The sequence below is a fragment of the Streptomyces sp. NRRL S-350 genome, from assembly GCF_000719705.1.
GTDB lineage: Bacteria > Actinomycetota > Actinomycetes > Streptomycetales > Streptomycetaceae > Kitasatospora.
This window is the reverse complement of record NZ_JOHO01000001.1, coordinates 204,252-217,253: the sequence shown is the minus strand read 5'-3', so window position 1 is coordinate 217,253 and position 13,002 is coordinate 204,252. Positions and strand designations below refer to the sequence as shown.

The following is a 13,002-nucleotide window of genomic DNA, read 5'->3' as shown; positions in this document are numbered from 1 at the left end:
TCTACATGTGCGGACTGCGATGGAAACCAGGACTGCACCACATGCGGGGGATCCCAGCGCTGCACCCGCTGCCAGGAAACGATCATGGATGACAATCGTGCCGAGAACGGCGACGGCAAGGAGTGCCACTACTGCTTCAACCGGCCCCGGCCCCCTGCTTCCGCCCGGCCGACGAGCGCCGCACCGGAGTGGCGCAGCCCGCTCACCCGGGCGATGCTCACCAAGGAGCAGCTAGAGCCGTTGCTGCCGCAGTTGAGCCGAAACGAGCTGTACGAGCTCGGCAGTTGGCTGCGTGACGCGGCGCACGAACGGGTCAAGCAGGAGCTGCTCCAGGTGCTGCGGGCCATGTGCGCCCGCTGCCCCGACCAGGCCGGCAGCAGGGTGACCAGCGTCGAGTTCGTGACCTACTCGGACGCCCCGGACGGCATGTACTGGGACGAGGAAACGGTGTGGTTCCTGGGAGCGGATGGTCAGGCATGGCAGTACGAGGGCCCGGAACAGCACGACGACTCGGCAACCGCGTTGGAGGGCCGGTTCCGGGACCTCCTTGGGGCCTACTCCCGCTTCGACCGGCCGAAGCTCAACGCGAACCTCACCGTTGACCTCGCCAGCGGCGCCTTCGAGGTCACGCCCCCGCCGTAGGCGCAGAGGAGGCCCGTCCGCCCGTGGGCGGAACAGACGTACGCGAGCCCGCTGACTTCGGGCATCCGGCGCACCGGCATCCGGCTGGTGCGCCGAAGGTCGCCAGCACTCTTCCCGCACCGCCGCGCCGGCCGGAGCCGCGCAGGGCGTCCGCGCATGATCGGAACTCCTCATGACTGCACAAGTGGTGGTCTTCATCGCCTCCAGGAACACACGCACCACCCACCGGCGGGTGCTCTGGCGGGTGAGTGAAGCGGACGCACGCAGGATCTGCTCCGACGAGCGGACCTCGGGCCGCAACCACATGCTCTGCTGGACGGCCCATTCCATCGACGATCCCGAGATCAACCGCTACGTGCGCGACAGCGGCGCGTACGCGCAGGTGCTGGCCGACCACGACGTCACGGTCCTCCGCTCGCTCGAAGTCCTTGAGCAGCCGGGCAGGAACCAGTGTTGAAAGCCAGATCGCAGGCCGGTCGCCTGACGAGGCCCAGGATCACCGACGAGTCGCTGGCGGCCCTCCAGCGGTCGCCGGTGGCTGCACCACGCCCTCCGGCGCGCCCCGCTGCCAGTCTCCGTCGCCGCCGGCCAGCGCCAGGCCGGCGGCCCGGGAGGCTGCTGCGCGCGGGCACGGGAGACCTGCGGCAGTTCGCCGCGGCTCGGCCACCCACTCCGGGCACGCGCGCGGAGGATTCGACAATCAAACCGACATTGCTTAATTCTATGAATCGCCATATGGTTTGAGTGTGCCGCTCGATGCGGCCCCGCCCCCGCTCCTGGCTCCACCGCGCGCCCGCTGTGGAGCCGGGCAGCACCGCTCCGACGGAGGAGCGGTCACAGCAGCCATCACCGGCAAGAAGGACAAGAACGTGCCGAATACCTTGGCCCCCATCACCGACGAGGACTCCTACCTCCGCGCCCTGGACCAGGCCCGCCGCGCCGCGGCCGCGTACTACGGCGGCGGCGACTCGCAGATGGACGACGCCTCCTACGACCACCTCATGAGCACCATCGCCTCCTACGAGCAGGAACATCCGGACCAGCGCGCGGCCGAGTCGCCCACCACCCTGGTGGCCGCCGGGGCGCTGCCCGAGGGATCGGTCGTACACGCGACCCCCATGCTCTCCCTGGACAACGTCTTCGACGCCGAGGAACTGGTCCGCTGGGCGGGTTCCTTGGGCAAGCGGCTGGGCACCGAGCCGCGCGGGTTCCACGCGGGTCCGAAGATCGACGGACTGGCGGTCGCGGCGCACTACCGCGAGGGCAGGCTCGTCCGGCTCGTCACCCGGGGCACCGGCACGACCGGGGAGGACGTCTCGCACGCCATCGGCACCATCGACGGCCTGCCGGTCGAGCTGGACACGCCGGTCTCGGTCGAAGTCCGGGGCGAGGTGGTCCTGCTCCAGTCCCGCTTCGAGGAAGCAAACCGCATCCGCATTGCCCACGGCGAGGACCCCTTCTCCAACCCCCGCAACGCCGCCTCGGGCTCGCTCCGCGCGACCGGCCGGGAGTACACCATCCCTCTCAGCTTCTACGGGTACGGGCTCCTGACCTCGGCCGACGGCGCGACGGGCCGGCTGATCCGCGAGGAGATGACCCACACCGAGCTGATGAAGGCCCTGGGCAGCCTCGGGGTCCAGACCGTCGACGACACCCCGGTCGGCACGCTGACCTCGCCGCTCATCAGGGACATCCAGGCGTACGTCGAGAAGGTCGCCGCGCAGCGCGCAGACCTGCCCGTCGGGATCGACGGCATCGTCATCAAGGCCGACCATCCGCAGGACCAGGCCGTCGCAGGCTCCGGCTCGCGCGCGCCCCGATGGGCGATCGCGTACAAGTTGCCCGCGTTGGAGGTGATTTCGACGCTCACCGCCGCCACCTGGACCACCGGACGCACGGGCAACATCGCGCCGCGAGGCGAGGTCGAGCCGGTCGAGATCGAGGGCGTAACGGTGCGGTTCGCGACGCTCCACAACCCCGGCATGATCGTGCGGCTGGGCCTGCGCATCGGTGACCGCGTCGTACTCCGCAGGGCCGGCGACGTGATCCCGCAGATCCTCGCCCCCGTCACGTCGGCGCGCACCGGCCAGGAGACGCCGATCGAGCTGCCGGTGGTCTGCCCGGGCTGCGGAGGCGAGATCGACAAGAGCCAGGAGCGGTGGAGGTGCCTGAAGGGCCGCGCGTGCAACCTCGCGGCGTCCATCAGCTACGCCGTGCAGCGCGACGTCCTCGACATCCAGGGCATCGGACCGAAGGTCGTGGCACAGCTGGTCGCGCAGGAGGCGGTGCAGGACGTCGCCGACCTGTTCACCCTCACGCTCGGCCAGCTCACCCAGGCGACTGGCAGCGAGAAGACCGCCGCCAAGATCCTGGACGGCATCGCCGCCGCGAAGCAGCAGCCCCTTGCCCGGGTGCTGTGCGCCCTGGGGGTCCGTGGGACCGGGCGCAGCATGGCCCGCCGGATCGCCGACTTCTTCGGCACCATGACCGCCATCCAGGCGGCGTCGGCCGCCGAGCTGCGCCAGGTCGAGGGGATCGGCGCGGAGAAGTCGGCCTGGATGCTGGCCGAGCTGGCGGAGCTGGAGCCGGTGATCGCCAAACTCGCGGCGGCGGGCGTCAACCTCGGCGGGCCCCAGGACAGCGCCCCGGCGGCCGACACCTCCGGCTCGGGCCAGGACACGGGCGCGGGGCTGCCGCTGGCCGGGAAGACGATCGTGGTGACGGGGGCCATGTCCGGCCGCCTCGAACCGCTGTCGCGCAACGGCATGAACGAGCTGATCGAGAAGGCGGGAGGCCGGTCCGGGTCCAGCGTCTCGAAGAAGAGCACCAGCCTGGTCGTCGCCGGAGACAAGGCCGGCTCGAAGAAGGAGAAGGCGGAGCAGCTGGGCATCCCCGTCATCGGGCCGGACGAGTTCGCGCAGATGGTCAGCGCCTACCTGTGACCGCGTGGTTGGGGGCCGGGCGCGGCCCGGCCCCCAACCTGCCCCCCGGCATCAGTCGACCCCTCGCAACGGAGGACACGTGAAGACGACCAAGAAGACCTCGATCGGCACCGCCCGGCACCTGCACCCCGTGGGCACTCCGGGCGACCTGTGCCGCTGGCACAATCGCGCGGCGCTCGCCACGACGGTGGCCGCCGTCGCCCGCCGCCACGGCCTGGACGCGAGCGCTGACGACGGGGAGCTGGCGGCCTGTGCGGCGGAGGCCAAAGCGGCGCCGTTGAAGGCTTCCTTGTCGGCGGACACCCTGGCGGCCATCCGCTCCGCCCTCGGGCCGGCACTGGGCCCCGGCAGTGCGCCGGCGGCCGTCGCGGAGGCGGTGTTCGGGGCGCTGCCGGACCGGCCGATCCGCGTGGCCGCAGAGGACGGACAGGAGTTCTTCCTGGTGCCCATCCCCGTCACACCGTACGTAATTGCTTAAGTCTATGAAATGGGCTACGGTGGAGGCATCCCCGGTGCGAACGGGTCACTCACCCGGCGCAGCCCATCGGCCGCCGCGCACCGGTTCCTCCCCCGGTGGACCGCCTTCCAGCGGTCCACCGGGACGCCCCGGCCCCAAGGGCCCGTAGCTACAGGGATGGCCGAGATGAACAGCCGACACTCCCGCGCCCTCAGGAGCCGCGACGTCAGCGAGGTCTTCGTCGAAGAGCTGACCGAGCGGGAGAGCGCTCTGCGCGGCAACCACCTGTGGCTCGCCCCCAAGCTCGACCAGCTCTCCACCGGACGGCCGGTCACCCTCGGGCACACCGCGCCGTCCGGCCTGACGCTCGCCGAACAGGCCGACCTGATCGACGTCGCCAGTCACGTGGGGATCTTCCGCATGTGGGCCCGCCGGGGCCGGGTTACCTACGACCTCAACCAGCACCTGGCCGCAGAGTTGTACCGCTCGACCTCCGAGACGCTGCCCGGCAACATCTTCAGCCAGCTCCCGCACATCAACCCGCTCATCGTCCTGCCCGAGCCATGGCCGGTCCGGTACAAGGAGTCGGACGGCCTGGTCCGCGGCTTCTACCTCTTCGGCTTCAACCAGACGCCCGAGCAGCAGACGTACACCGACGAGGAGATCGAAGGGCTCGGCCTGCTCTTCGTGATCGACCTCCTCGACGAGGAGACCTGGGAGGTGCGCGGCCAGACCTACATACGCATGAACATCCCTACCGGGATGGAGAAGTTCACCGTGGCCCAGGCCGTGGACTTCGCGGCCGCGAGGGCCGAGGCCCACTGGAGCCGGACCCGGGACAAGGCCGCCGCCTACACCCTGTTCGAGGATCTGCTGCGCCCCGCCCTGAGCGTCCTGATCTACCTCTGCTGTGACAACCGGGACCTGGCCGAGCCGCCCGTCGTCAAGCCGTCGAAGAAGAAGCGCCGGGCAGTCCACAAGAACCGCGACCCGTTCTTCGTCGAGATCGGCTGGCGCGTTGGCCCGGCCTTGCACGCAGCCCGCCGGGCGACGGGCCGCGTGCTGGACGGCGACGGCATCCCCTCCGGCGTCCAGCAGGCACCCCACCAGCGGTGCGGGCACTTCCGCCGGTTCCGGATCGGCAAGCGGCGCCAGGGCGAGACCACCCGCTGGGTGATGCCGTACTGGGTCCGCCTGGACCTGCTCCCCGAGGACACCGACCCGATCACCACCGTGGTTCCCGTGGACGAGCAGCGCCACGACCCGCTCCGCACGCGGGGGCTGACGAAGCGCCAGCGCCCGGACGCCGCTCTCGCGGCCTGAACCACCCCGGGGCGGCGCCACGACCGGCACCGCCCCGGCCACCGACCCACCACCCGCCCACGCGACAGGAGGATCGCCATGTCCGACCGCTCACCGTTCCAGCCGTACGTCTACGCCGTCCACAAGGACGACCAGGACACCGCGCTCATGAGCAGCGAGCCCCTCGCCCCGGCGGCAACCGCCCCGGCCGGCTCCCCGGCCGAGCACGGGCTGTCCTCGGCGATCGTCTGGGACGACTACCCGCTGCTCGACTCCGGCGACCCCGCCAAGCACGATCTCGAACTGATCCACACCGGATGCGGACAGCACCTGTGCGACGCAGAGTCCGGCGACGTGCTGCCCACGCTGCTCGGCATGGTCACCGACCACGACGCGGTGTGCGCCGGACGGCGGGCGGAGCGATGAGCAGCCCGGCCCCGGCCCTTCTCCAGCCCTGGCAGGCTTGCGAGTTCGAGTCGCTTCTGCGCACCTGCCTCGACGAGAACACGACGAACCAGGGGCAGGTCGCCACCTTCGCCGAGACCGGCTTCACCCACAGCCGGTACGGACTGCGGCTGACTCTCCCCACGGGCGCCGAGGTCTACCTCCAGATCGTGGCCGCCCGCCCTCCGGACGGGCGCGCCGAACCGCAGGGAGTGCCACCACCGCGACTGCGCGCCGGCACGCTGCCGGCCGTCGGCAAGACGCCGCTCACCGCCGTCGAGCGACACCTGATCGGCGGGCTGACCGCACGGCAGGACCCCTTCATTCGCTGGGTCGAGCCGCTCAGCGCGGCGAACGGCGCGATCCCCTACGGCCTGCACGTCACCTTCCACTGCGGCGCCGCCGTCTGCTGCTACGTCGCCTACGTCGTCCCCGCCGGCTACAGCAGGCCCCTCGGCGGCCCGTACCCCGCGCTGCGCCAGGTCTGAACCGGCTACCGGCAACGGCCGGACGGCCAACCCCTCCAACACCTGCAAGGAACAACCCACATGAACACCATCGACCGCGAGACCGTGCGCGAGCGGGCTCGGCAGCACAGCGCCCGGGTGGCCGACTTCCGCCTGGCCCTCCGCGGCGGCGACCCGGCCACGATCGAACGGGCCCGTGCCGAGGGACAGACCGCCGCGCGCACCCTGTTCGACGCGCAGCTTGAGGCCGGACTCATCACCGCCGAGCAGCACTGCCGACGCACCGACGCGATCAGCAGCGAGTACCCCGGAACGGGGGTGCAGGCGTGATCTTCAAGCCGTTCTCCCTGGCGTTCGCTGCTGCCCAGGCGTTCGCCGAACACGTAGGCCGTCTCCCAGACACCGACGACAACGGGGAGGCCATCGAGGTGTGGGCCAACCGCGCGGCCGAGCTGTCCCGTACAGCCGCCGATGCGGCAGCGGAGTACGCCGACGAGTCGTACCGCCTGGGCCTGATCACCGCCGACCTCCTGTTCGGGCGCCTGATCGAGGCGGAAGCCTTCCATTCGAGGAACCAGCGGATCGTCCGGGAGGGGCTGGCCGCCGTCGCCCGGGCCCGTGAGGACACCGGACAGCCCGCCGGGAGCGGGCCCTACGAGCCTGAGGCGGCGCACGGTGCACCGGGCGCACGTCACCGGCTTGTGCTGTTCGGTGCGACCGCCGTCCGGCAGTGCTGAGGTTCGACCGCCGGCTGTTTTGGCATGATCCCCGTTCAGGGGCGCGATCGCGCGCCATGACCGAGGGGAAGAATCATGCGCAGCACACGGGGATGGGCCGCCGTAGTCGTGATGGCCGTCGCGGCGCTGTCGGCGGGGTGCGCCGGCTCCACGTCGGGGCAGTCTGCTCCCGGCCCGGCGTCCGCTTCGGCGACCGGCGGCGCCACGCCGGCGGGGCTGCCGTCCGGGATCACCGAGTTGGGGCGTGCCGTCCCGGTCGCTGCGCAGGGCTGGACCCTGGCGGTGGCTCCCTTCAAGGAGGCCGGCGTCTCGTCCGGCGAGGTACCGGCCGGCTGGGCCGTCCTTCGCACCACGGCGACGTTCACCAACACCAGCGACCGGATCACCCTGCTGCCGGACACCGCGCTCACCGTGCGCTACGGACCGCTGGGGCACCAGGCCGTCCCGGTCAAGGACCAGACTCTCTCCGGACTCCCCGCGCACGACGCTGCGACGAAGGTGGCGCCGGGCGCTTCCTTCACCGCCGAGATAGGGGTGGCCGTTCCCCCGCAGGGCCTGGGCGAGCGGGTCACCGTCACCGCCGAGGCCACCCAGGAGGGGATGGCGGAGGCGGACGACCTCTTCTTCGAGGGCACGCTGCCCGGGACCGGCACCCCGGCGTCCGGCACCCCCGAGCCCACCGACACGGCGCCGGCGTCATCCGGGCCCGTCCTCCCCCTGGGTTCGTGGTCGAAAGCCGGTCTGCGGATCTCGCCGATCACGCTTGGAGCGGAGAAGGACGGCAAGCGGACGGCCACGGCCGACCTCACCGTCACCAACGGAGATCCCCAGCCCCGGACGGGCCTGGGGATCACCCTGCGGGTGATGACCGGCGCCGGGTTGACCGACGCCGCGACCGTCACCCCGAGCCTGAACTACCCCGACGCGCCGATCGCACCCTCGCGCTCGGCCACCGTCACCGTGCGGTTCACCCTCCCCTCCTCCGCCGTCCCCGGCCCGGTCACGATCGAGGCCCTCGACCAAGGCGACCGGATCACCTTCAGCGGCACCCTCGGCTGACGACGAGGAGGTTCAGCAGACCCGCGGCCGGGTCGCGCCGAACTTCTCGACACCGGTGGGGCGGGAGTGGTCACACGGATACGCCGCGCGGCACCTCTATGGGATGACGCGCACCTCCGACCAGTCAGGAGCACCACTCCATGCCCCACCCTCTTCGCGCCGCGGCCATCGGCGCCGCCCTCGCTGCGGCAGCCACGCTCGCCGCCTGCACCCCTGTCGACCTCGTGAAGTCGGCGCCCGAGGGCGCGGCCGGGCCCATGATGTCGGCCACGGCCGCCCTCCAGGAACTCGACCAACTCCCCGTCAAGGGAAGAGCTCCCCAGACCGGATACAGCCGCGACCAGTTCGGACCGGCCTGGAGCGACAACAGCACCGCGCCGGAAAGCCACAACGGCTGCTCGACCCGCGACGACATCCTCGCCCGCGATCTGACCGACGTCGTCCGCAAGGGCCCGTGCACCGTCCTCTCCGGTGTGCTCCACGACCCGTACACCGCGCGCACGATCACCTTCACCCGGGGCGCCAAGACCTCGTTGGCCGTACAGATCGACCACGTCGTGCCCTTGAGCCTCAGCTGGCAGACGGGCGCGCAGCAGCTCACCGCTGCCGAGCGGCTCAGCCTCGCGAACGACCCGCTCAACCTCGTGGCCGTCGACGGCCCGACGAACGAGGCGAAGGGTGACGGTGACGCCGCCACCTGGCTACCGCCGAACAAGCAGATCCGCTGCGGCTACGCGCAGCGCCAGATCGAGGTGAAGGCGAAGTACAAGCTCTGGCTGACCCAGCCGGAGAAGGAAGCGCTGCGCCGCGTCCTGGACAGCTGCCCCGGGCCGGCTCTTCCGGGTGAGGGGGCTTCCAAGTGATAGGCGAGTTCGGGGACCAGCTCCGGCTGCTCCCCTACGGCGGTGACGTGGACCGCTGGCACCGCGAAACGGTCCACGCCCTGCAGTACCACCTCGCCGCGTCGGGAGAGAGCCGCGCCGGCGCCGCGGCCTTCGAGTCCGCCGTCACCACGGTGCGGCCGGTGGAGCGGATGGAGTGGGGCTGGGTCCGGTGGGGGTACCCGCTGGAGTCGGAGGTGCGGTTCGGGGACGCCTTCCCCGCGGAGGTCGGGGTGCTCGCCCCGACCTCGGGGACGGGGTGGAAGTCGTTTCTCGCCCGTACGGTGTGGGGACGGCGGCCGGCACCGTTCCTGCGGAGGATCGGCGGCGCCGAGCTGCCGGCCGCGGTGAGCGTGGTGCGCTTGGCCGTGGTCGTGGCCGCGGTCCTGCTGCTGACCCCGGTGCTGGGTGAGCACCTTTCCGCGGGAGCGGCCCTGGCCGCGGCCGTGGCGGTCGGCGTCGCGCTGGCCTGGGGCGGCCCGGGCCTCGCCGTGATCGTCACCCGTCGCCATGTGCGGGTCGTGGATGCCACCGTCCCTCGGGCGGAGTGCATCCACCGGCTCCTGGCCCTGCAGCAGCAGGTGGCCGCGGCGGCAACGGCATCGGGGGTGGCTGAGCTTCGGCGCGCGGCCGAGGCCGGACACCGGTTCCTGTGGGACGCCGCCGGCCTGGTGCTGGCCGCCGGAGAGGACGGGGCCGGTCTCGAGGTCGTCCAGCAGTACGAGGCCGCCTACCGGCGGTTGGGCGTGGCGGCGGCTGCGGCCCTGGGGGAGCAGGAGCGCCTGGAGCACCGGCTGGCGGACTTGGACGAAGCGGGGCGCGGGACCGAGGCACCGGGTGCCTACCTGGGGAGCCGGCGGTCGCGGCTCGTCGAGGATGCCGTGCCTCCGCAGCTCCTGGACGAACTCTCCGCGGGGCTGGACGAGCTGGCTGCCGGCCTGCGGGACGCCCAGCATGCCGTCGCGCGTACGGTCGATGTGACGCCTCGGACCGGGGAGCAGCGCCATGAAGGCCGGTAAGCGGTGGTCCGCCCCCGCGACCGCGCGCGCGAGGGTGCGGGATCCGCTGGCGGCTGAGCGGGCGCGTCTGGCCGCGGCGTCGTTCGCCCGGGGCGTGGTGTGGGCAGTCCTGACGGTCAGCCTGCTGGGGACCGTGGTGACGGCGCCCTACCTTCCGAGTCCCTGGGGGCGGCCGGTGTTGCTGCTTGCCCTCCTTGGCGGCCTGGTGTCCGGACTGGTCACGCTCTACCGCCTGTTCATCGCCTTCCTGGCGCTGCTCGCTCTCGGCCGGGTCGCCGTTCCGGGGCGGCTGGGCGCGCGCTCGAAGCCCGCTCCGGAACCCGGGCGTCCGCAAGAAGGGCCGTGATCTCCGCCACAGCAGGCACTGGGCGCCGCGACGGCACCCAGTGCCTCGCCCGACAGGGGCGCGGGACCTTCGGCATGGCCGAAAGTACAGGGTTGTCCGGTGCGACTCCGCAGGGCGACGGGCGCTCTACCGACCGCTGCTGGGTAGATGGCCAGGTCAGCGCCACACCAGAACGAATCGGGCATAAGCCGCAAAGCGCAAGATCATCGTCAGAATAGATCTTGACGGCCGGAAAAGGCCGTGCAAGATTCGTATAAGTTACCGGTCAGATTCAGTCACGGGACGAGCACTATCCGCACACACGCGTGCGGTCACGGGGAGGGGGGTCGTGTGCATTTCAAAGGAATGCTGACCCCCAATCAGATTAGGGGCGCAAGTCAATCCGACTCGGCGCGGGCGCACTTGGCGGTCGGCCACCACGCCACCGCCGCCGCCGCCTCGCCGTCTGCTTCCGGCTCGGGCGGGACCCCGCCCGGCGAGAGGCGCCTCGAGACCCCCGTCGAGACGGAGCAAGGTGGCAAGCCGAGGAGTACCGGCCTTCAGCGCCGCCGCCCTGCGCCGACTGCGCACCAAGGCATCCCTGTCGCAGGACGAGCTGGCGGCCATGGCCCGCGCGCGCGGGGCGCGAGTGGCCGGCACCCACATCTGCCTGTACGAACAGGCCCGACGAAAGCCGCAGTTGCCGACGGCGCAGGCCCTCGCCGACAGCCTGAGGGTGCCGCTGGAGTCGCTCCTGTCGACCGGCAGGTCGGACGATATGCAGAGGCTTCGGCTGCTGGCCGGCTGGAGCCAGCGAGCGCTGGCGCGCCGACTGGGCATCGCCCAGGCCCGGTGGTCACGAATCGAGCGGGGCCTCGCGGCACTCGACGAGTCGAAGTTCCGGCTGGCCGCCGAACTGCTGAAAGTCACGGTCGAGCAGTTGTTGCGCTCGCTGGACGCCGCCACAGGCAGCCGGCTGCCGCGTGGGCGTCGCTAAAAGCATGTGACGACTCCCCAGCAGGCGATTTAGGCTCCTTATCCATTTGATCAACCGTTTGCGTACTGGACGCGGAATTCCGCGGTCCGCCGATTTCCCATGCCTTTCAGCTTTCTGACCACCACTCATCAGGGGGATATGCCAGTGGCACCTTCAATCAGTGCTGAGATACGCCGGGTCGGCGTCTTCGCGGTGGTGGCCGCGGCCGCCGTGGCAGTGCTGGCCGGCTGTGGGTCGGGCGGCGGCGACGCCAAGGCGAGCGCATCACCTTCCGCCTCGGCGACGTCGGCCACCCCCTCGCCCGACCCCAGCGCCACCGCGACCGAGCAGGTCCTCGCCGCGTACCGGGGGATGTGGGCCGAGCAGGCCAAGATCTACAGCTCGGGGAGCTTCACCGGCTCGAAGCTGGAGGAGTACGCAGCCGACAAGGCGCTCTCCAAGGTCAAGGTGGCCGCGCTGTACTACCAGGACAACGGCCTGGTGGTGAAGGGCGCCCCGGTGCTGTCCCCGAAGGTCACCGACCTGTCGCTGGACACCAATCCGCGGACCGCGACCGTCGTGGACTGCGTCGACAGCTCGAACTTCGTCCCGGAGAACGCCAAGACGGGCAAGAAGTCGGACCTCAACGGCGCCAACCGGCGCCACGTGCAGACCTCGAAGGCGTACTACGGCAGCGGCAAGTGGCTGATCGTGGACTCCACCATCGACAAGGACAGCACGTGCTGAGCCGCAGATGGGCGGGGGCGCTGTTCGGTGCTCTCATCGCGCTGCTGGTCGCGCTCACCGTGCCCGTCGGCACGGCCAGCGCCGACGGCGGCGTCAAGTGCCCCGACCTCGTCCCCGACTGCGACATCCACGTCGGCGGCGGTGGCGGAGGCGGCGGTGGCGGCACTGGCGGGGGAGGCGGCACCGGTGGCGGTGGCGGCGGTGGTGGCGGTGGAGCTGCTACCTGCGTCATCCACTGGAAGAACCCCAATGGCCAGGAAGTCGGCGAGGTGCCCTGCTACAAGGAGGGCGTCGGCTGGTTCAACTACACGGACCAGTGCTACTGGGACCTCCTCAACCCCCAGCCCCCCGCGGATGCCCCTGACTGGCAGTGGGGCAGCGGAGCGCCCTCGGACCCTGCGGCCCGTACCAAGGGGAAGGCGTACAACGTCATCTGCCCAGGCATCGGCCGTGAGCTGGCCGGCGGCACCAGCTGGAGCCTGAACCCGCCTCCGGGCTTCGGCGGCGGCCCCTCACCCGAGGAGCTGGCCCAGGAAGCCATCAAGAAGATGCGGCTGCTGGGAGCGCAGATCGGCACGGCGCCCGGCACCGGCACGACCGGCATCGTCGGCATGCCCGTGTGGATCTGGAACGTCAAGACCGACCGCACCTGGGGCCCCGTCTCCGCGAGCGCCTCGGCCGGCGGCATCACGGTCAACGCCACGGCCAACGTGCAGAAGATCGTCTACACGATGGGCGACGGCGGCGGCGTGACCTGCACCAGCGCAGGCACTCCCTACAAGGAGTCCTACGGCGGCAACGCCTCTCCCGACTGCGGCTACCGCTACACCAAGACCTCCAGCGCCTTCTCCGTCAGCGCCGTCACCACCTGGACCGTGCACTGGGAGGGCGGAGGCCAGCAGGGCGACATCACCACGACCCGAGCCTCCGGGGGCGTGAACCTCGCCGTCGGCGAAGCCCAGGTCGTCGCCAAGCCGTGACTCGCCCGCACACGTAAGGAATTA

The 13,002-nt window shown here is 71.2% G+C and carries 16 protein-coding genes; all 16 read left to right on the top strand.

The features are described 5' to 3' along the window. Window positions 1-84 precede the first annotated feature (84 nt). The 16 genes from IF30_RS0101110 to IF30_RS0101035 all read left to right on the top strand — a co-directional run bounded on the left by IF30_RS0101110 (window position 85) and on the right by IF30_RS0101035 (window position 12,978). Complete coding sequence (locus IF30_RS0101110) at window positions 85-642, top strand: hypothetical protein (protein WP_030230582.1); 558 nt, start codon at window positions 85-87, stop codon at window positions 640-642. Between the two features lie 172 nt (window positions 643-814). Further along, on the top strand, window positions 815-1,099 hold the full coding sequence (locus IF30_RS0101105) for a hypothetical protein (protein WP_158834655.1): 285 nt from the start codon (window positions 815-817) through the stop codon (window positions 1,097-1,099). A gap of 412 nt (window positions 1,100-1,511) precedes the next feature. Next, window positions 1,512-3,584 (top strand): NAD-dependent DNA ligase LigA, encoded by a 2,073-nt coding sequence (ligA, locus tag IF30_RS0101100; RefSeq protein ID WP_030230577.1) that lies wholly within the window; start codon window positions 1,512-1,514, stop codon window positions 3,582-3,584. Window positions 3,585-3,663: 79 nt separating this feature from the next. After that, window positions 3,664-4,062 (top strand): hypothetical protein, encoded by a 399-nt coding sequence (locus tag IF30_RS0101095; RefSeq protein WP_030230574.1) that lies wholly within the window; start codon window positions 3,664-3,666, stop codon window positions 4,060-4,062. Between the two features lie 165 nt (window positions 4,063-4,227). After that, a complete protein-coding gene (locus IF30_RS0101090; RefSeq protein WP_158834652.1) occupies window positions 4,228-5,364 on the top strand; it encodes a hypothetical protein in 1,137 nt (378 codons plus the stop codon). A gap of 78 nt (window positions 5,365-5,442) precedes the next feature. Further along, on the top strand, window positions 5,443-5,769 hold the full coding sequence (locus IF30_RS0101085) for a hypothetical protein (RefSeq protein WP_030230567.1): 327 nt from the start codon (window positions 5,443-5,445) through the stop codon (window positions 5,767-5,769). Then, on the top strand, window positions 5,766-6,275 hold the full coding sequence (locus IF30_RS0101080) for a hypothetical protein (protein ID WP_030230564.1): 510 nt from the start codon (window positions 5,766-5,768) through the stop codon (window positions 6,273-6,275). Before IF30_RS0101085 ends, IF30_RS0101080 begins: the two co-directional genes overlap by 4 nt. A 60-nt stretch (window positions 6,276-6,335) precedes the next feature. Then, window positions 6,336-6,584 (top strand): hypothetical protein, encoded by a 249-nt coding sequence (locus IF30_RS0101075; protein WP_030230562.1) that lies wholly within the window; start codon window positions 6,336-6,338, stop codon window positions 6,582-6,584. Continuing rightward, window positions 6,581-6,991: a hypothetical protein gene (locus tag IF30_RS0101070; protein WP_030230559.1), complete on the top strand. Its 411-nt coding sequence runs from the start codon at window positions 6,581-6,583 to the stop codon at window positions 6,989-6,991. The genes IF30_RS0101075 and IF30_RS0101070 overlap by 4 nt, the downstream gene beginning before the upstream one ends. Before the next feature lie 75 nt (window positions 6,992-7,066). Further along, a complete protein-coding gene (locus tag IF30_RS0101065) occupies window positions 7,067-8,050 on the top strand; it encodes a hypothetical protein (protein WP_158834649.1) in 984 nt (327 codons plus the stop codon). Window positions 8,051-8,190: 140 nt separating this feature from the next. Then, on the top strand, window positions 8,191-8,913 hold the full coding sequence (locus IF30_RS0101060; protein WP_030230555.1) for an HNH endonuclease family protein: 723 nt from the start codon (window positions 8,191-8,193) through the stop codon (window positions 8,911-8,913). Next, window positions 8,910-9,950 carry a hypothetical protein gene (locus tag IF30_RS0101055; RefSeq protein ID WP_030230554.1) on the top strand — a complete coding sequence of 347 codons (1,041 nt, stop codon included), beginning with the start codon at window positions 8,910-8,912 and terminating at the stop codon, window positions 9,948-9,950. Before IF30_RS0101060 ends, IF30_RS0101055 begins: the two co-directional genes overlap by 4 nt. Further along, complete coding sequence (locus tag IF30_RS0101050) at window positions 9,937-10,296, top strand: hypothetical protein (protein WP_030230552.1); 360 nt, start codon at window positions 9,937-9,939, stop codon at window positions 10,294-10,296. The genes IF30_RS0101055 and IF30_RS0101050 overlap by 14 nt, the downstream gene beginning before the upstream one ends. Before the next feature lie 514 nt (window positions 10,297-10,810). Next, entirely contained in the window at window positions 10,811-11,272 is a 462-nt protein-coding gene (locus IF30_RS0101045) for a helix-turn-helix domain-containing protein (RefSeq protein WP_030230550.1), read from the top strand. A 144-nt stretch (window positions 11,273-11,416) separates the two neighbouring features. After that, complete coding sequence (locus IF30_RS47445) at window positions 11,417-11,998, top strand: hypothetical protein (RefSeq protein WP_158834646.1); 582 nt, start codon at window positions 11,417-11,419, stop codon at window positions 11,996-11,998. Then, window positions 11,992-12,978, top strand: coding sequence for a hypothetical protein (locus IF30_RS0101035; RefSeq protein WP_051708974.1), 987 nt, complete (start codon window positions 11,992-11,994; stop codon window positions 12,976-12,978). The genes IF30_RS47445 and IF30_RS0101035 overlap by 7 nt, the downstream gene beginning before the upstream one ends. Window positions 12,979-13,002 lie beyond the last annotated feature (24 nt).